This is a genomic window from Streptomyces sp. MspMP-M5 (assembly GCF_000373585.1).
Taxonomy (GTDB): Bacteria; Actinomycetota; Actinomycetes; order Streptomycetales; family Streptomycetaceae; genus Streptomyces.
In genome coordinates this window covers 273,770-291,398 of sequence record NZ_KB891885.1, presented here as the reverse complement: position 1 = coordinate 291,398, position 17,629 = coordinate 273,770, and the positions used below count along the sequence as shown (strand labels likewise).

Sequence of the window (17,629 nt, the reverse complement as noted above, 5' to 3'; positions counted from 1 at the left end):
TGAGGAGGGCCTGACCCGTGAACCACACCGCCCTGCAGCTCCTCCTCGCGGGCGCCGTCGTCCTCCCGCTCCTCGGCGCCCTCGCCGCGCTGCTGCCTGCCCCGCCCGGCCTGAAGGGGAAGAACCCCGACCAGGCCGTGCTGCGCCACGGCGTGACCGTCACCGGCGTGGTGCTCGCCGCCACGATCGCGCTGGCCGCCGGCTTCGACCACGCTCACCCGGCGCGTATGCAGGCCACCACCGACCTCAGCTGGATTCCGGCCCTCGGCATCCGCGTCCACCTCGGTGTCGACGGCATCTCGCTCCCCCTCCTCGTCCTGACCGCGCTGCTGACCTTCCTCTGCGCCGTCTACAGCTACTTCAACATGCCAACGGGCCCGTCCCCCAAGGCATTCGTGGCGCTGATCCTCGTCCTGGAATCCGGCACGCTGGCGACCTTCGCCGTCCTGGACCTGATGCTCTTCTTCCTCGCCTTCGAGATGGTCCTCATCCCGATGTACTTCCTCATCGCCCGCTGGGGCGGCGCCGGAAGGCAGGCGGCGGCCTGGAAGTTCATCCTCTACACGCTGCTCGGCTCGGTCGTCATGCTGCTCGGCCTCCTCCTCATCGGGCTGAAATCCGGCACCTTCGACATGGTCGCACTGGCCACTGACAACGGCCCGAAAGCCCAGCTCAGCCACACCGTCCAGCTCGTCGCGGTGCTCGCCGTCGGCATCGGACTGGCCGTCAAGTCCCCGATGTGGCCGCTGCACAGCTGGCTGCCGGACGCGCACACCGCCGCCCCCACCGCCGGCTCCGTGCTGCTGGCCGGCGTCCTGCTGAAGATGGGCACCTACGGCTTCGTCCGGATCGCGCTGCCGATCACCCCCGACGGCCTGCACACCCTCGCGCCCTACCTCGGCGCCCTGGCCGCCGTCGGCATCGTCTACGGCTCGCTGGCCTGCCTCGCCCTCGTCCGCACCGGCGCCAGGGGAGACCTCAAGCGCCTGATCGCCTACAGCTCCGTCGGCCACATGGGCTTCGTCCTGCTCGGCATCGCGAGCATGACCCCCACCGGCGTCAACGGCGCGCTGTTCGCCAACATCGCCCACGGCCTGATCACCGGCCTGCTCTTCTTCCTCGTCGGCGGCCTCAAGGACCGCCTGGGCAGCACCGACCTGGACACCCTCTCCGGCACCACCGGCGCCGCCCTCTACGGCCGGGCCCCCCGCTTCGGCGGACTCCTCGCCTTCGCCGCCGTCGCCTCCCTGGGCCTGCCCGGACTGGCCGGCTTCTGGGGCGAGATGCTGGCGATGTTCGGCGCCTTCCACCCCGCCGCCGGCCTCAGCCGCCCCGCGTTCCTGACGTTCATGGCCCTGGCCGGCCTCGGCACCCTGCTGACCGCCGCATACCTCCTGCTGGTCGTCCGCCGGGTCTGCATGGGCGGCACCTTGAAGGCCGCAGCTGCCCCGACCGGTCCCACCGGCCCGGCTGCCCCGACCGGCCCTGACGACACCGGCGGGCCGGCCCCCGCCCTCCCCGACCTCGCGCGCTACGAATACGCGGCCTGGAGCCCCCTGGCCGTCCTGACCGTCCTCGCCGGACTGTGGCCCGCGGCCCTCCTCGGCCTCACCGACCCGGCCGTCCAGCAGCTCCTCGGAGGCGGCAAGTGATGACCCAGGCCCTCTCGCTGGTCCAGTCCGTCGACTGGCTCGCCATCGCCCCGCCCACCCTCGCCGCGGCCGTCGCCCTGGTCGTGCTGGTCGCCGACCTCTTCCTGCCCGCCGCCCGCAAGCCCCTGCTGGGCTGGTTCGCGACCGCCGGCCTGGCCGCCGCCGCACTCCTGCTGCTGCCCCTCCTGGACGGCCGGCGCCGCACCTTCTGCCTGACGGGCACCCCCGCCGCGTGCAGCTACGTGGCCGACCACTTCACCCTGGTCATCCAGTTCCTGGTGCTCGCAGGCGCGCTCCTGACGGCCCTGCTGTCCATCGACACCATCAAGGACCACGACCTGCCCGCGGGCGAGTACTGGTTCCTGCTGCTGTCCTCGGCGGCCGGCGCCGCCCTGCTGCCCGCCTCCCGCGACCTGGCCACCCTGGTCATCGCCCTGGAGGTCGCCTCGCTGCCCGCCTTCGCCCTGGTCGGGCTGCGCCGCGGCGACCGGCTCTCCTCCGAGGCGGCCCTGAAGTTCTTCCTCTCCTCGGTGGCCGCCACCGCCGTGATGCTCCTCGGCGTCAGCTTCGTCTACGCCGCCACCGGCAGTCTCCACCTCTCCCGGGTGGCGCACGCCCTGACGGCCCTCCCGGATCCCCGCCTGGCCACCCTGGCCGGCACCGGTGTCGCCCTCACCCTCGTCGGCTTCGCCTTCAAGACCGCCGCCGCCCCCTTCCACTTCTGGGTGCCCGACACCTACGTCGGCGCGCCGCTGCCGATCGCCGCGTACCTCTCCGTGGTCGGCAAGGCCGTCGGCTTCTCCGGCCTGATCCTCGTCACCGTCCAGGGCTTCCCCGCGTACGCGGACGTCTGGGGTCCGGCGCTGGCCGTGCTCGCCGCGCTCACCATGACCGTCGGCAACGCCGCCGCGCTCCGCCAGGACCCGGCCCGCACCCACAGCGCCGTCCGCCTGCTCGCCTGGTCCTCCGTCGGCCAGGCCGGCTACCTGCTGGTCCCGATCGCCGCGGCCGGCTACGCCCACGACCCCGCGCACGCCATCGGCGCAACCGTCGCCTACGCCCTGATGTACGCCGCGGTGAACCTCGGCGCCTTCGCCGTCGCCGCCCTGGTGGCCCGCACCAGCCCCGCCAACCGCCTCGCCGACTACCGGGGCCTCTACCACCGCCGCCCCCTGGTGGCGCTCGCCCTCGGCTTCTTCCTGCTGTGCCTGGCGGGCCTGCCGCCGGGCATCATCGGGCTGTTCGCCAAGGTGACGGTCTTCTCGGCGGCGGTCGACGCCGGCCTGGGCTGGCTCGCGGTCCTCATGGCCGTCAACGTCGTGATCGCGCTCTACTACTACCTCCAGTGGACCGCGCTCCTCTTCCGGCCCGCCGAGGCCCCGGCCGGCGAGCCCGCCGAGCAGCCCCGCGCCCCGATCCCGGCGGCCCTGTCCACCGCCCTGGCCCTCGCCACCGTGCTGGGCGTCGCCCTCTCCGGCGCCCCCCAGCTCGTCCTCCGCTTCGCCGCCGGCGCCCTCCTCTAGGGCCCGGCCCCGCCCGCCCCCCTCCGGCCCCGCCGGCCACGCGCCGGGGAACCACCCCCGCCGCTCTCGCGTTGACCAGTTGAGCAAGGGTCCACTGGAGAGTGGAGAAACGAAGCAAAGGGTTCCCCTGCCGCACCACTTGGAGGGCGTACCGTGCACCGCCGGCACAACGGGCTCAGGACCGCCGTACTCCTCGGGGGACTGTCCGCACTCATCATCGTCATCGGCAGCCTCTTCGGCCGGACGGGCCTGATCATCGCCGTCCTCGTAGCACTGGCCACCAACGCCTACGCCTACTGGAACAGCGACAAGCTCGCCCTGCGCGCGATGCGGGCCCGCCCGGTCAGCGAGTTCGAGGCCCCGCAGCTCTACCGCATGGTCCGCGAGCTCTCGACCGCCGCCCGCCGGCCCATGCCCCGGCTCTACATCTCCCCGACCCAGGCGCCCAACGCCTTCGCCACCGGCCGCAACCCCCGCAACGCCGCCGTCTGCTGCACCGACGGCATCCTTAAGATCCTCGACGAACGCGAACTGCGCGGCGTCATCGGCCATGAGCTCAGCCACGTCTACAACCGCGACATCCTCATCTCCTCCGTGGCCGGCGCACTGGCCTCGGTCGTGATGTTCCTGGTCAACTTCGCCTGGCTGATCCCCGTCGGCCGCTCCGACGACGACGAGGGCCCCGGCATCGTCGGCATGCTGCTGATCATGATCCTCGGCCCGGTCGCGGCCTCGCTGATCCAGCTCGCCGTCAGCCGCTCCCGCGAGTACCAGGCCGACGCCTCCGGCGCCCGGCTCACCGGCGACCCGCTCGCCCTGGCCTCCGCGCTCCGCAAACTGGAGATCGGCACCCGGCAGCTCCCGCTGCCCCCCGAGCCCCGCCTGGAGACCGCCGGCCACATGATGATCGCCAACCCGTTCCGCCCCGGCGAGGGCCTCTCCCGCCTCTTCTCCACCCACCCTCCGATGCGCGAACGCATCGCCCGCCTGGAGCAGATGGCCGGCCACCACCGCCCCTCCTGAGCACGGCCGGCCCGCGGCAGACTGAAAGAAGGCCGATTGCGGCACTCCGGCCGCAACGGTTGGCGACGGTGGACGCGTCTACCAGGTCAGAACCGTTCGCCGATGTGCCCTGGAAGGCTGCCGATCATGAAGTTCCTCCTCAACGTCATCTGGCTGATCCTCAGCGGCCTCTGGATGGCGATCGGCTACGTCGTCGCCGGGATCATCTGCTGCGTCTTGATCATCACCATTCCGTTTGGCGTTGCCAGCTTTCGTATCGCCGGCTACGCCCTGTGGCCGTTCGGCCGGACGACCGTGGAGCGCCACGACGCCGGCGCCGGTTCGGCGATCGGCAACGTGATCTGGATCGTCTTCGCCGGCTGGTGGCTGGCCCTGGGCCACATCGTCACCGGCGTCGCCCAGTGCGTGACGATCATCGGCATCCCGCTCGGCATCGCCAACTTCAAGATGATCCCGCTCTCCCTGCTCCCCCTCGGCCGCGAGATCGTCCCCACCGACCAGCCCTTCGCCACCCGCTGACCCGGCGGCCCCGCCGGCCCGATTCGAACCGACCCGTCCCGGGAAATTCCAGAAACCCGAACCCGGGCAAATCGGGACGACCCAAGAAGTCCATTCCCGGGATTTCCGCTATTCCCGCGTTTCACTCGACTGGCCGCCTCCGAGGCGAAATCTACCGCGGACGTGTGCATGGTGGTTCCATGAACACAACGCGAATGCATCGCCAGCAGAAATCCGTTTCTCGAATATTCGCGGTCGGTGCCGCCCTGGGCATCGCGCTCGCGGCGGCGTCGCCGACGGCCGCCCTCGCCGCCGGGAAGCCCGACCCGAACGGCGGCAGGGGCACCGGCAGTCACCACTCCACGTCCGCCAACCCGGATCCGTCCAACGGGCACGGTGCCGACAAGGGCGGTTCCAAGCACGGTGCCGACAAGGATGGTTCCAAGCACGGTGCCGGCAAGGGCGGTTCCCGAAAGGAGGGCGACAGCGACTGGGGCTTCCTTGAGCGGGGCCACCTGGGCGGCCACGGAAATCGCGGCGGCCACGACGGCGAAGGCGACGAAGACTGTCACGGACTCATCGTCCTTCTCTGCGCGTGACCGAAATTCCGCAGAATCGGGCCGAGGCGGAGGAGGAGCCGCGCGAATATTCCACCCTCCTCTCCCGCCTCGCCCCCGGCTCATAGCCGATACGCAATGACGCCAGAATTTCGACCGGAATTCCACCGGAACTTATCGCCGCGCCTTTGCGTCTTTGCGCTTTCACTTTCCCGCCGCAAATGACGCCGCGCCCCCGGAGCGCATTGCTCCGGGGGCGCGGAGCCTGGGTCAGCGGCCGCCTCTCCGACCGCTCAGCACGCTGCTGTTGGCGTTGCCGCCGGCGCGCTGGTCGACCTTGGTGATCCGCTTGTGGTTGTCGATGTAGAGGTCCGTACGGCAACCCTCCGGGGGCGGGAAGAGGAGGTTGAGGCTGAACGACGGCGTGCACCGCACGTTCTCGAAGAAGCCCTCACCCCCGCCCCTGGCGCTAGCCGTCCCCGCCACCGACAGCAGCAACGCACCGGCGCCAAGGGCGCCCGCGACCACACGCAATGCCTTTCCCACGACGGAATGTCCTTCCTGTCCTGGACCCGGACCGTTGCCGGGATCATTGCGATAACGAAGCGGCAAACTAATGATCACGAAGCGTTGCTCCGTCGCGGTGACGCCCTCGGGCAGCGCACCGTGCGGCCCGTTCCGGACATGCCGACGGGGCGGCGCGCTCCCGTGTCGCGCCGCCCCGTCGGCCCGCTGCGTAAGACCCCCGCCGGGGACGCTCAGCGGTAGTTGACGAACTGGACCGCGAAGTCCAGGTCCTTGCCGCGCAGCAGCTGCTGGACGGCCTGCAGGTCGTCCCGGCTCTTGGAGCTGACGCGCAGCTCGTCGCCCTGCACCTGCGCCTTGACGCCCTTCGGCCCCTCATCGCGGATGATCTTGGCGACCTTCTTCGCGTTCTCCTGCGAGATGCCTTCCTGCATCGACGCGGAGATCCGGTACTCCTTGCCCGACGCCTGCGGCTCGCCGGCGTCCAGCGCCTTCAGTGAGATACCTCGCTTGACCAGCTTGGACTGGAAGATGTCCAGGACGGCCTTCACCCGCTCCTCGGCGTTGGCCCGCATCTCGATCTTCTCGCCCGACCACTGGATCGACGCGTCCACGCCCTTGAAGTCGTAGCGCTGCGAGATCTCCTTGGCGGCCTGGTTGAGGGCGTTGTCGACCTCCTGCCGCTCGACCTTCGAGACGATGTCGAAACTGGAGTCGGCCATCGTGAGTTGGCTCCTCGTACGTAGATCCATCAGAGATGCGGTCCTTCCCGGACCGCCCGCCCAGCCTAGCCACCCGGCCAAGATCCATCTCTTCGGAAGCGAGTGGCGGAGCACCCCCCGCCATCGGGTATGGTTTACGTCGTTGCCAGCGAGCACCGCCCCACAGCGGGACTCCTGAAGACACAACCCGGCGGTGTGCCCGAGCGGCCAAAGGGAGCAGACTGTAAATCTGCCGGCTTCGCCTTCCCAGGTTCGAATCCTGGCGCCGCCACAGCCAAGAAAACCCCTGGATCGTAGGAATACGGTCCAGGGGTTTTCGCTGTGCCTTCTTTCGTGTGGGGTTGCAGGCCGGGGGATTCCTCCGGCCACCGGCGTGTCGCGCCGCCGGCCGGGCCCTACGGCGTCCCGGGCGCGGCCCCGGCGGCCGGCGGCGCGGCGTCGAGCAGCCCGGTGACCAGCGCCCGCAGCGTCCCGGCCACGTGATCGGTCTCACCGCGCTCCAGCAGCCGCAGCACGCGCTCGTTCTGGAGGGCCCCGATGAGGAAGTGGGCCAGCAGCCCGGCGTCCAGATCGGGGCGCTGGGCGGCGAGCAGCGCGCTGACGTGACCGTGCCAGAAGGCGTGGAACGGGTGCTCGCCGCCCGGCTCGTCGTCGGCGGGGCGCTGGGCGGTGGTGGTGCTGGCGTGGCAGAGCGCCGCCAGCAGGCCCTTGTTGCGGGCGACGAGGGCGACGATGGCGTCCAGGAAGGCGAGCAGCCGCTCCCGCGAGGCGGCGCCCGGCCCCAGTGGCGGCGGGCCGTCGGTGACCGCCTCCCGCAGCGCCACGGCCCGCTCCTCCATCAGGGCCAGCATCAGGCCCATCCGGCTGCCGAAGCGGTGGAAGACCGTGCCCTTGCCGACCCCGGCGGCGGCGGCGACCTGCTCCATCGAGATCTTCTCCGGCGGATGGTGCGCCAGCAGTTCCTCGGTCGCCGCCAGGATGGCGCGCCGGTTCCGTACCGCGTCGGCGCGTTCGCGGCGGCCCTCTGCCATCGGTCCTCACCCACTCCGTCCTGCTGTCCCGCTGCCGGGCCCGGCGCACGCCGGGGGAGCCATCATTTCGCAGAATTAACTGGACTGATGGTCCAGTTAGGGCTAGGTTCGGGCGCAACCTGACCGGCGGTCCAGTTAGTGCAGGGAAACCGCCGGTGAGGGCTGACCCACTGCTGTGTTCTTCAACTCACCGAGGAGAGCCGGAATGCGACGCGTGCGCTACTACGAGTACGGCGGCCCGGACGTCCTGACCATCGAGGAGGCCGAGGTCCCCGTGCCGGGACCCGGCGAGGTGCTGCTGCGGACCGAGGCGATCGGGGCCAACTTCGTCGACACCAGGATGCGGCGCGGACCCGCCGCCGGACCGCTGTTCCGGCGCGCGCTGCCCGGCTCGCTCACCGGCGACGTGGTCGGCACCGTCGAGACCACCGGCCCCGGCGTCGACCAGGGGCTGATCGGCCGGCGGGTCGCGGCGCTGAGCGAGGACGCCTTCGCCGAGCACGTCGTCACCGACGCCCGGTGGCTCGCCCCGGTACCCGACGAGGTGGACCTCGGCATGGCCAGCATGCTCCCGATGGGCGCCCCGGTCGCCCTCCGGGCGCTGCGCACCGGCCGACTGGCCGAGGGCGAGACCGTGCTGGTCCACTCCGCGGCCGGCGGCATCGGCCACCTCGCGCTGCAGCTGGCCCGGCTCCTCGGGGCCGGGAAGGTGATCGCCGCGGTCGGCTCCCCGGCCAAGTTCGACTTCGTCCGCTCCCACGGCGCCGACGCCGTCGTCGACTACGCGGCCGACGACTGGCCGGAGCGGGTCCGCGAGGCCGCGCCCGGGGGCGTCGACCTCGTCCTGGACTCCGTGGGCGGCCAGATCCTGCGGCAGAGCCTGGACCTGCTGGCGCCGTTCGGCCGCGCCGTGGTCTACGGCGTCGCCGGCGCCGAGCTGCTCGACGTCCCCGTGACCAGCCTCTTCGCCCTGAAGTCGGTCGCCGGGTTCTCGCTGCTGGCCTGGCGCGCGGCGGCCCCGGAGCAGGCCCGTGCGGAGATGACCGAACTGGCCGGCCACGCCGCGGCCGGCCGGCTCCGCACCGCCGTGCACGCGCGCCTCCCGCTGGCCGACCCGCCCGCCGTCCACCGGCTCATCGAGGAGCGCACGCACCTCGGCCGGATCCTCGTCCTGCCGTAGGGCCGGTCGTCGAACTCCCGCCTGCCTCCGGGCGAACCAAGGGAGTTCATGACAGGCCCTGGACGAGTGAGTCCGAAGTCCCGCCTGCCCCGCGGCGTCTGGCACGGCGCCGCGCCTCAGTGCGACGCCACGTTCCGCACCGCGTCCGCCACCGGCACGTCCCCGCCGATCAGTTCCAGCGTCCGCCCGATCGTGCCCGGCTCGTCCAGGAGCGCCGCCAGGACGGCCGCCACGTCGTCCCGCGGGACCGCGCCGCGCCCGGTCGCGTCGGCCAGCGTCACCTGGCCGGTGCCGGGATCGTCGGTGAGCCGCCCGGGCCGCAGGATCGTCCAGTCCAGCCCGGCCCGGGCCCGTACGTCGGCGTCCGCGGCGCCCTTGGCCCGCAGATAGGCCGCGAAGACCGGATCGGTGCCCTCCGAGGGCTCCCGGTCCGCGCCCATCGCCGAGACGACCACGAAGCGCCGCACCCCGGCCGCCTCGGCGGCGTCCGCGAACAGCGTCGCCGCGCCGCGGTCCACCGTGTCCTTGCGCGCGGCGCCGCTGCCCGGCCCGGCGCCCGCCGCGAAGACGGCCGCGTCCGCGCCCTCCACATGCCGGGCGACATCGGCCACCGACGCCGACTCCAGGTCGCAGACCACCGGTTCGGCACCCGCGGCCAGCAGGTCGCCGGCCTGTTCCGGCCGGCGGACGATCCCGGCCACCTCGTCCCCGCGCGCATGCAGCAACCGCTCCAGCCGCAGCGCGATCTGACCATGTCCACCTGCGATGACAATGCGCATGCTGCCGACCGTACGCCCAACCGCCCCGACACACCGGGGGACAGGTCCCGGACCGGCCGTCAAACCCCCGCCTGCCGCCCGCCGTCGGCCTCCCCCCGGGCGCACGACGGCCCCGGGGACACGCCCTAACGCTGCGACTGCCGCGGCAACTCCAGTGCCACGTCCACCGAGTCGCAGTACTCGCGCACCGCGCTGGTGCGCGCCACCACCCGCCCCCGGTGCACCACGATCCGGCTGTATGCCAGCGACAGCACCCCGGCGATCCGCTCCCCGCGCACCGCCAGCAACTCCGCCGGGAAGCCCGCCTCGACGCGCACCTCCGGCAGCCCCAGCGTCGCCCGCGCCGCCGAACTCACCGTCTCGTACGCCGCCTCCGGCGTCGCCTCGCCCAAGGACGCCAGCAGGTACGCGGCCTCCAACGGGTCGCCGCGCCCGACCGGGTTCGCCGCGTCCCGCAGCGCCCCGCTGCCCGCCGCAACCCGCACCCCGGCCGCCCGCAGCAGCCGCACCGGCGCCGGCCGCGACACCCGGTTGCCGTTCCGCTCCAGCCCCGTGCAGTCGCCCTGCGGCAGGCAGACGACCGCCACGTCGGCCGCCGCCAACTGCTCCGCGACCCGCGCCGCCACGCTCCGCGGCATCCGCGCCATCCCGGCGCACGGCCCGATCGCCACCCCCGGCCGCAGCCCGCCGCACATCGTCGCGACCCGCGCCAGCCGCGCCGGATCGTCGCCGTCGGTGTGCAGGTCCACCGGGCAGCTGTGCTCGCCGGCCATCTCCAGGACGGTCTCCACGTACCCGGTCGGGTCGGGGTCCAGGTCCGGGCAGCCGCCGATCACCGTGGCGCCCATCTTGACCGCGTCCCGCAGCATCGCCAGCCCGTTCGCGCCGGCCACCCCGGTCAGCACCCGCGGCACCGCCACCGCCGCCAGGTCCGCCAGCCCGCGCAGCGCCCGCCGCGCCTGGAGCACCGACTCCAGCGCCCGCAGCCCCTGGACGCCGCCGATCCGCACATGGCTCCGGGAGGCGGTGGCCCCGTGCCCGAGCTGGAGCAGCGCCGCCTCGGTCGTACGGCGCTGGACGTCCTCGGCGGAGTCGGAGGCGGGCCCGTCGGCGTCCGCGGTCAGGGCGGTGTCGCAGTGCGCGTGCGGTTCGGCGGGGGCCGGGAGCAGCAGATAGCCGGCGAGGTCCACCCGGGCGCCCTGCGGTGCGAGGCTGCCCGCCGTGCCGACCGCCTCGATGCGCCCGCCGCCGAGCCGGACGTCCACGGTGCGGCCGTCGGCGAGCCGGGCGCCGCACAGGACCAGCGCGCCGGAATCCGGCCGGGTGTACCGGCCGGCACCCCCCGGCTTCCCCGGCTGCGGCGAACTGTTGTCGGACATCGCGCTCCTCGAAGCCACGGCGTGCAAGATCACGCGGTGTGGGTCCGAGCCTAGGGCGCGGCCCGGAGAGCTTCGCGCAGGCGCGAAATAGTCGTACCGGTGTGGTGCGGGGGGCTGCTGGGGCGCGACGCGGATACGGATTTCACGTTTGGCGGCGGGCCGTGTAATGTCTTCATCGCTCGCCCCAATAGCTCAGTCGGCAGAGCGTCTCCATGGTAAGGAGAAGGTCAACGGTTCGATTCCGTTTTGGGGCTCTGATGTGTGGGGGACCCCGTCCTCGGACGGGTAACTCTCACATCGCAGCGGTGTAGCTCAGTCGGTAGAGCAAGCGGCTCATAATCGCTGTGTCACCGGTTCAAGTCCGGTCACCGCTACTGACAGTAGCCGATTGTGGGGTCGGTCCTCCGGTCGGCTACTCTTCTATGCGTTCGTATCGACTATCCGTCCGTCAAGGAGCACTCACGTGGCTGCCACCGACGTCCGCCCGAAGATCACGCTGGCCTGCGTGGAGTGCAAGGAGCGGAACTACATCACCAAGAAGAACCGGCGCAACAACCCGGACCGCCTTGAGATGAAGAAGCACTGCCCCCGCTGTAACTCGCACACCGCGCACCGCGAGACGCGATAACTCAGGCTCGTCCATGAGGCCGTCCCCATTTCCTGGGGGCGGCCTCACGGCTTTGGCACCATCAGTTCAGGGAGGTTGCGAGCCCATGGCGCTCGACCAGTCATTCGTCGGACGCACTTACCCGCCCACCGATCCGTACGAGGTCGGCCGGGAAAAGATCCGCGAATTCGCCGAGGCGATCGGTGACCCGAACCCCGCCTACACCGACACCGAAGCCGCCAAGGCCCTCGGTCACCCCGATGTGATCGCGCCGCCGACTTTTGTGTTCGCCATCACGTTCAAGGCCGCCGGACAGGTCGTCGCCGACCCGCAACTCGGTCTGGACTACAGCCGCGTGGTCCACGGCGACCAGAAGTTCGCCTACCGCCGGCCGGTGCGTGCCGGCGACCGCCTGACCGTGACCTCCACCATCGAAGCGATCCGGTCCATGGCCGGCAACGAGGTCATCGACATCCGCGGCGAGGTGCACGACGAGGCCGGCGAGCACGTCGTGACCGCCCTCACCAAGCTCGTCGCCCGGCCCGCTGAGGAGTCCTGAGATGCCCGCGAAGATCGCCTACGACGACGTCGAGGTCGGCACCGAACTCCCCGCGCAGACCTTCCCCGTGACCCGCGCCACGCTCGTCCAGTACGCCGGCGCCTCCGGGGACTTCAACCCGATCCACTGGAACGAGAAGTTCGCCAAGGAGGTCGGACTGCCGGACGTCATCGCGCACGGCATGTTCACCATGGCCTCGGCGGTCCGGGTGGTCACCGACTGGGTCGGCGACCCGGGCGCGGTGGCCGAGTACGGCGTGCGCTTCACCAAGCCCGTCGTCGTCCCCAACGACGGGACCGGCGCGCTGATCGAGGTCAGCGGCACGGTCGCGGCCAAGCTCGACGACGCGGAGCGGACGGTCCGGATCGACCTCACCGCCAAGAGCGCCGGCCAGAAGGTGCTGGGCATGGCCCGCGCCGTGGCCCGGCTCGCCTGACGCCGCCGCGCGGGGCGGCCGGCCCGGCCCGCCGGACCGCCCCCGTACCCTTGGGCGCGTGCAGGAACGCCACGTAACAGAGAACGCCCCCCTCGCCCCGCTGACCACCTTCCGTCTCGGCGGCCCCGCGAGCCGGCTCGTCACGGCCACCACCGACGACGAGGTGATCGCGGCCGTCCGCGAAGCCGACGAGGCCGGCACCCCGCTGCTGATCATCGGCGGCGGCAGCAACCTCGTCATCGGTGACAAGGGCTTCGACGGCACCGCCCTGCGCATCGCCACCCGGGGCGTCGCCCTCGACGGCACGGCCCTGGAGCTCGCCGCGGGCGAGAACTGGTCGGACGCCGTCGCCCACACCGTCGAGGCCGGACTGGCCGGCGTCGAGTGCCTGGCCGGCATCCCCGGCTCGGCCGGCGCCACCCCGATCCAGAACGTCGGCGCCTACGGCCAGGACGTCTCCGAGACCCTCACCGAGGTCGTCGCCTACGACCGGGGCACCGGCGAGACGGTCACCCTCGCCAACGAGGAGTGCGGCTTCTCGTACCGCCACAGCCGCTTCAAGCAGCACCCCGAGCGGTTCGTGGTGCTGCGCGTCCGCTTCGCCCTGGAGGACGCGGACGGCCTCTCCGCGCCCCTGAGGTACGAGCAGACGGCCCGCGCCCTCGGCGTCGGCACGGGGGAGCGGGTGCCGCTCACCGTCGCCCGCAAGACCGTCCTGGGGCTCCGGGCGAGCAAGGGCATGGTGCTGGACCCGGAGGACCACGACACCTGGTCGGCCGGCTCCTTCTTCACCAACCCCGTCCTCACCGAGGCCGAGCACGCCGAGCTCGTCCGCCGGGTCCGCGACCGGCTCGGGCCCGACACCGCGCCGCCCGCCTTCCCGGACGGCGACGGCCGGGTGAAGACCTCCGCCGCCTGGCTCATCGACCGGGCCGGTTTCACCAAGGGCTACGGCAGCGGTCCGGCCCGGATCTCCACCAAGCACACCCTCGCCCTGACCAACCGCGGCCGGGCCACCACCGAGGACCTGCTCGCCCTGGCCCGCGAGGTCCGCGACGGGGTCCGGGACGCCTTCGGGGTCACCCTCGTCAACGAACCGGTGACGGTCGGCGTCAGCCTGTAGGGCGCGTCCGGCCCGGGGCGGCCAGCCAGGCGTCGATGTCCGCCAGCGCCGTCCGCCGCAGCTCCTCGGGCGCCCGGGAGGCGCGCACGGACTGCCGGGCCAGCTCGGCCAGTTCGGCGTCGGTGAAGCCGTGCGCGCCGCGGGCGATCTCGTACTGGGCGGCCAGCCGCGAACCGAACAGCAGCGGGTCGTCGGCGCCCAGCGCCATCGGGACGCCCGCCTCGTAGAGCGTCCGCAGCGGTACGTCCTCCGGTTTCCCGTAGACGCCCAGCGCCACATTCGACGCCGGGCACACCTCGCAGGTCACTCCGTGGGCCGCCAGCCGGCGCAGCAGCTCCGGGTCCTCCGCGGCCCGCACCCCGTGCCCGATCCGGCCGGCGTGCAGATCGTCCAGGCAGTCCCGGACGCTGGCCGGCCCGGACAGCTCGCCGCCGTGCGGCGCCGACAGCAGGCCGCCGTCCCGGGCGATGGCGAAGGCCCGGTCGAAGTCCCGGGCCAGGCCCCGCCGTTCGTCGTTGGAGAGCCCGAAGCCGACCACCCCGCGGTCGGCGTGGCGCACCGCCAGCCGGGCCAGCGTGCGGGCGTCCAGCGGGTGCTTCATGCGGTTCGCGGCGACCAGTACCCGGATGCCCAGCCCGGTGTCTCGGGAGGCCCGCTCCACCGCGTCCAGGATGATCTCCATGGCCGGGATCAGCCCGCCCAGCCGCGGTGCGTACGAGGTCGGGTCGACCTGGATCTCCAGCCACCGCGAGCCGTCCCGGACGTCCTCCTCGGCGGCCTCCCGCACCAGCCGCTGGATGTCCTCGGGCGACCGCAGGCAGGACCGGGCGATGTCGTAGAGCCGCTGGAAGCGGAACCAGCCGCGCTCGTCGGTGGCGCTCAGCCGGGGCGGTGTGCCGCTGGTGAGCGCGTCCGGGAGGTGGACGCCGTACTTGTCGGCGAGGTCCAGCAGGGTCGCCGGCCGCATCGAGCCGGTGAAGTGCAGGTGCAGATGGGCCTTCGGCAGTTGACGCAGATCACGAACACGCTCCATCCCGAGATACTGCCGCACCCGCGCGCCACGGCATAGGCCCCGCCCCGAACGAAGGGACCCCCGCAAAAGCGTGCGGGGCCGGACGAACCGCCCGGCCCCGCACGCCCAGTGGCTTCAGATGCCCGCTACTTGGCGTCCGCCAGCAGCTTCTGGATCCGGGAGACGCCCTCGACCAGGTCCTCGTCGCCCAGCGCGTACGAAAGCCGCAGGTAGCCGGGGGTGCCGAACGCCTCACCCGGGACGACGGCGACCTCCGCCTCCTCCAGGATCAGCTCGGCCAGCTCGACGCTGGACTGCGGCCGCCTGCCGCGGATCTCCCTGCCCAGCAGCCCCTTGACCGACGGGTAGGCGTAGAACGCGCCCTCCGGCTCCGGGCACAGCACACCGTCGATCTCGTTGAGCATCCGCACGATGGTCTTCCGGCGCCGGTCGAAGGCCACCTTCATCTCCTCGACGGCCGTCAGGTCGCCGCTGACCGCCGCGACGGCCGCGGCCTGCGCCACGTTGGAGACGTTGGAGGTGGCGTGCGACTGGAGGTTGGTGGCCGCCTTGACGACGTCCTTGGGGCCGATCGCCCAGCCCACCCGCCAGCCGGTCATCGCGTACGTCTTCGCCACACCGTTGACGACGATGCACTTGTCGCGCAGCTCCGGCACCACGACCGGCAGCGAGCAGAACTCGGCGTCCCCGTAGACCAGGTGCTCGTAGATCTCGTCGGTCAGCACCCACAGGCCGTGCTCGGCGGCCCAGCGGCCGACCGCCTCGACCTGCTCGCGCGGGTAGACCGCGCCGGTCGGGTTCGACGGCGAGACGAACAGCAGCACCTTGGTGCGCTCGGTGCGGGCCGCCTCCAACTGCTCGACGGTCACCCGGTAGCCGGTGGTCTCGTCGGCGACGACCTCGACCGGCACACCGCCCGCGAGCCGGATCGACTCGGGGTAGGTGGTCCAGTACGGCGCCGGCACGATGACCTCGTCACCCGGGTCCAGGACGGCGGCGAACGCCTCGTAGATGGCCTGCTTGCCACCGTTGGTGACGAGGACGTTCGCGGCCTCGATCTCGTAGCCGGAGTCGCGCAGGGTCTTCGCGACGATCGCGGCCTTCAGCTCGGGGAGCCCGCCGGCGGGCGTGTAGCGGTGGAACTTCGGGTTCCGGCACGCCTCGACCGCCGCCTCGACGATGTAGCCGGGCGTGGGGAAGTCGGGCTCGCCGGCGCCGAAGCCGATCACCGGGCGCCCGGCGGCCTTGAGGGCCTTGGCCTTGGCGTCGACGGCGAGGGTGGCGGACTCGGAGATCGCACCGACGCGGGCGGAGACCCGGCGGTCGGCGGGGGACGATGCGGAGGGAGTGGCAGCGCTCATAGGGGCATCGTCGCAGACCGCCGACGGCCCCGACACACGGGTTTGCGGGGCGGTAGGGGAGGTTCCTGTTCGACGCCCGGCCCCGAAGCACGTACACTCGCTGACCGTTGGCTCCCATCGGGTCACCGCGGCGTACGGCGCACGACATAGTGCAGTCGCCCGGATGCGGTAGGTTGGGGGAACCACAAAGGGTCGTAGCTCAATTGGTAGAGCACTGGTCTCCAAAACCAGCGGTTGGGGGTTCAAGTCCCTCCGGCCCTGCTACACGCACCGATTCACCGAGTGCGTGCACGCGTACGTACGAAATGCACCGCCGTGCGGCCGGGCCGGGCGCGGCACGGCCACGACCCGGATTCAGGTGAGGACGAGTGACGGACGCCCTGGGCTCCATCGACATGCCTGAGCGCGGTCGTTCCGAGGACGAGACCACGGAATCCCAGAAGAAGCCCCGCCGCGGCGGCAAGCGCGGCAAGAAGGGGCCCTTCGCGCGCCTCGCGCTCTTCTACCGCCAGATCATCGCGGAGCTCCGCAAGGTCGTCTGGCCCACGCGCAGCCAGCTGTCGTCGTACACCACCGTGGTGATCGTCTTCGTGGCCATCATCATTGGCCTCGTAACCGTGATTGACTTGGGAATCAACCGAGTCGTCGGGTACGTCTTCGGCTGATCCCGCGGAGGCCGCCTCCGTGGGCGGCCTTTCGCACGTTCAACCCCTTGAAGCAAGGAAGAAGCAGCCACGTGTCTGACCCGAACCTGAACGACGCCACCGAGCCCGTCGCGGCTGCAGAGGCCGAGGTCGACGAGGCCGTCCCGGCCGAGGTCGAGGGGGACGCGGCGGCCATCGCTGACGAGGAAGCCGCCGCGGAGATCGTCGCGGACGCCGAGGACGTCGACGAGCTGGACGCCGAGGACGCCGCCGCCGGCGAGTCCGCCGAGTCGGCCGCCGTGCACGCCGAGTCCGCCGACGAGGCGGAGGCCGCCGAGGCTTCCGAGGACGCCGAGGAGCAGGAGCCGGTCGACCCGGTGGCCGCCCTCCGCGACGAGCTGCGCGGACTCCCCGGCGAGTGGTACGTCATCCACACCTACGCGGGCTACGAGAACCGCGTGAAGACCAACCTCGAACAGCGCGCCGTCTCGCTGAACGTCGAGGACTACATCTTCCAGGCCGAGGTGCCGCAGGAAGAGGTCGTGCAGATCAAGAACGGCGACCGCCGCACCGTCCGCCAGAACAAGCTTCCGGGCTACGTCCTGGTGCGCATGGACCTGACGAACGAGTCCTGGGGCGTCGTCCGCAACACCCCGGGTGTCACCGGCTTCGTCGGCAACGCCTACGACCCCTACCCGCTGACCCTGGACGAGATCGTCAAGATGCTCGCCCCGGAGGCCGAGGAGAAGGCCGCCAAGGAGGCCGCCGCGGCTGAGGGCAAGCCGGCGCCGTCCCGCAAGGTCGAGGTCCAGGTCCTGGACTTCGAGGTGGGCGACTCCGTCACCGTCACCGACGGCCCGTTCGCGACGCTCCAGGCCACGATCAACGAGATCAACGCCGACTCGAAGAAGGTCAAGGGCCTCGTCGAGATCTTCGGCCGCGAGACCCCGGTCGAGCTGAGCTTCGACCAGATCCAGAAGAACTGACGTCTTCCGGA

Annotated in this window: 19 protein-coding genes and 4 tRNA genes; 16 read left to right on the top strand and 7 right to left on the bottom strand. The window is 71.9% G+C overall.

Annotated elements, in window-relative coordinates; all coding sequences use genetic code 11:
* The first annotated feature begins 32 nt into the window (after positions 1-32).
* The 5 genes from B073_RS0114385 to B073_RS0114365 all read left to right on the top strand — a co-directional run bounded on the left by B073_RS0114385 (position 33) and on the right by B073_RS0114365 (position 5,295).
* Positions 33-1,652 carry a complex I subunit 4 family protein gene (locus B073_RS0114385; RefSeq protein ID WP_026247365.1) on the top strand — a complete coding sequence of 540 codons (1,620 nt, stop codon included), beginning with the start codon at positions 33-35 and terminating at the stop codon, positions 1,650-1,652.
* Positions 1,652-3,175, top strand: a complete 1,524-nt coding sequence (locus B073_RS0114380) for an NADH-quinone oxidoreductase subunit N (protein ID WP_018538785.1) — start codon at positions 1,652-1,654, stop codon at positions 3,173-3,175. Before B073_RS0114385 ends, B073_RS0114380 begins: the two co-directional genes overlap by 1 nt.
* Before the next feature lie 153 nt (positions 3,176-3,328).
* The gene (gene htpX / locus B073_RS0114375; protein ID WP_018538784.1) at positions 3,329-4,198 is read left to right on the top strand and encodes a zinc metalloprotease HtpX; all 870 of its coding nucleotides are present in this window, start codon (positions 3,329-3,331) and stop codon (positions 4,196-4,198) included.
* A 126-nt stretch (positions 4,199-4,324) separates the two neighbouring features.
* Positions 4,325-4,717 (top strand): YccF domain-containing protein, encoded by a 393-nt coding sequence (locus B073_RS0114370; RefSeq protein WP_018538783.1) that lies wholly within the window; start codon positions 4,325-4,327, stop codon positions 4,715-4,717.
* Positions 4,718-4,896: 179 nt separating this feature from the next.
* On the top strand, positions 4,897-5,295 hold the full coding sequence (locus tag B073_RS0114365; RefSeq protein WP_158690126.1) for a hypothetical protein: 399 nt from the start codon (positions 4,897-4,899) through the stop codon (positions 5,293-5,295).
* A gap of 228 nt (positions 5,296-5,523) precedes the next feature.
* On the opposite strand, the gene B073_RS0114360 is transcribed toward B073_RS0114365, so the two are convergent.
* A complete protein-coding gene (locus tag B073_RS0114360) occupies positions 5,524-5,799 on the bottom strand; it encodes a hypothetical protein (RefSeq protein WP_106731845.1) in 276 nt (91 codons plus the stop codon).
* A gap of 212 nt (positions 5,800-6,011) precedes the next feature.
* Positions 6,012-6,500, bottom strand: a complete 489-nt coding sequence (locus B073_RS0114355; RefSeq protein ID WP_018538780.1) for a YajQ family cyclic di-GMP-binding protein — start codon at positions 6,498-6,500, stop codon at positions 6,012-6,014.
* Between the two features lie 189 nt (positions 6,501-6,689).
* Between B073_RS0114355 and B073_RS0114350 the strand changes: the two genes are divergently transcribed.
* A tRNA-Tyr gene (locus B073_RS0114350) sits at positions 6,690-6,771 on the top strand.
* 124 nt (positions 6,772-6,895) lie between these two features.
* Here B073_RS0114350 and B073_RS0114345 read toward each other — a convergent pair.
* Entirely contained in the window at positions 6,896-7,531 is a 636-nt protein-coding gene (locus tag B073_RS0114345) for a TetR/AcrR family transcriptional regulator (RefSeq protein ID WP_018538779.1), read from the bottom strand.
* Positions 7,532-7,736: 205 nt separating this feature from the next.
* On the opposite strand from B073_RS0114345, the gene B073_RS0114340 reads away from it, so the two are divergent.
* Complete coding sequence (locus B073_RS0114340; RefSeq protein WP_018538778.1) at positions 7,737-8,711, top strand: quinone oxidoreductase family protein; 975 nt, start codon at positions 7,737-7,739, stop codon at positions 8,709-8,711.
* Positions 8,712-8,827: 116 nt separating this feature from the next.
* Here the strand turns inward: B073_RS0114340 and B073_RS0114335 are convergent, their stop codons facing one another.
* Both B073_RS0114335 and B073_RS0114330 read right to left on the bottom strand, forming a co-directional pair.
* Positions 8,828-9,490, bottom strand: a complete 663-nt coding sequence (locus tag B073_RS0114335) for an NAD(P)H-binding protein (RefSeq protein ID WP_026247364.1) — start codon at positions 9,488-9,490, stop codon at positions 8,828-8,830.
* 125 nt (positions 9,491-9,615) lie between these two features.
* Positions 9,616-10,869, bottom strand: coding sequence for an amidohydrolase family protein (locus B073_RS0114330; protein ID WP_018538776.1), 1,254 nt, complete (start codon positions 10,867-10,869; stop codon positions 9,616-9,618).
* Positions 10,870-11,050: 181 nt separating this feature from the next.
* Between B073_RS0114330 and B073_RS0114325 the strand changes: the two genes are divergently transcribed.
* The 6 genes from B073_RS0114325 (at position 11,051) to B073_RS0114300 (ending at position 13,594) form a co-directional block, all read left to right on the top strand.
* Positions 11,051-11,123, top strand: a tRNA-Thr gene (locus tag B073_RS0114325).
* A 47-nt stretch (positions 11,124-11,170) separates the two neighbouring features.
* Positions 11,171-11,243: transfer RNA gene (locus tag B073_RS0114320), tRNA-Met, on the top strand.
* Positions 11,244-11,332: 89 nt separating this feature from the next.
* A complete protein-coding gene (gene rpmG, locus B073_RS0114315) occupies positions 11,333-11,497 on the top strand; it encodes a 50S ribosomal protein L33 (RefSeq protein WP_003956487.1) in 165 nt (54 codons plus the stop codon).
* A gap of 85 nt (positions 11,498-11,582) precedes the next feature.
* Positions 11,583-12,035 carry a MaoC family dehydratase N-terminal domain-containing protein gene (locus tag B073_RS0114310; RefSeq protein ID WP_018538775.1) on the top strand — a complete coding sequence of 151 codons (453 nt, stop codon included), beginning with the start codon at positions 11,583-11,585 and terminating at the stop codon, positions 12,033-12,035.
* 1 nt (position 12,036) lies between these two features.
* Positions 12,037-12,471 (top strand): MaoC family dehydratase, encoded by a 435-nt coding sequence (locus B073_RS0114305; RefSeq protein WP_018538774.1) that lies wholly within the window; start codon positions 12,037-12,039, stop codon positions 12,469-12,471.
* Positions 12,472-12,529: 58 nt separating this feature from the next.
* A complete protein-coding gene (locus tag B073_RS0114300; RefSeq protein WP_018538773.1) occupies positions 12,530-13,594 on the top strand; it encodes a UDP-N-acetylmuramate dehydrogenase in 1,065 nt (354 codons plus the stop codon).
* On the opposite strand, the gene B073_RS0114295 is transcribed toward B073_RS0114300, so the two are convergent.
* Both B073_RS0114295 and B073_RS0114290 read right to left on the bottom strand, forming a co-directional pair.
* Positions 13,584-14,627: an adenosine deaminase gene (locus B073_RS0114295; RefSeq protein WP_018538772.1), complete on the bottom strand. Its 1,044-nt coding sequence runs from the start codon at positions 14,625-14,627 to the stop codon at positions 13,584-13,586. The genes B073_RS0114300 and B073_RS0114295 overlap by 11 nt on opposite strands.
* 125 nt (positions 14,628-14,752) lie before the next feature.
* The gene (locus B073_RS0114290; RefSeq protein WP_018538771.1) at positions 14,753-15,988 is read right to left on the bottom strand and encodes a pyridoxal phosphate-dependent aminotransferase; all 1,236 of its coding nucleotides are present in this window, start codon (positions 15,986-15,988) and stop codon (positions 14,753-14,755) included.
* 188 nt (positions 15,989-16,176) lie between these two features.
* Between B073_RS0114290 and B073_RS0114285 the strand changes: the two genes are divergently transcribed.
* The 3 genes from B073_RS0114285 (at position 16,177) to nusG (ending at position 17,618) form a co-directional block, all read left to right on the top strand.
* A tRNA-Trp gene (locus B073_RS0114285) sits at positions 16,177-16,249 on the top strand.
* Positions 16,250-16,356: 107 nt separating this feature from the next.
* Entirely contained in the window at positions 16,357-16,653 is a 297-nt protein-coding gene (gene secE / locus B073_RS0114280; protein WP_018538770.1) for a preprotein translocase subunit SecE, read from the top strand.
* 71 nt (positions 16,654-16,724) lie between these two features.
* Positions 16,725-17,618 carry a transcription termination/antitermination protein NusG gene (gene nusG, locus B073_RS0114275; RefSeq protein WP_018538769.1) on the top strand — a complete coding sequence of 298 codons (894 nt, stop codon included), beginning with the start codon at positions 16,725-16,727 and terminating at the stop codon, positions 17,616-17,618.
* Positions 17,619-17,629: the final 11 nt, after the last annotated feature.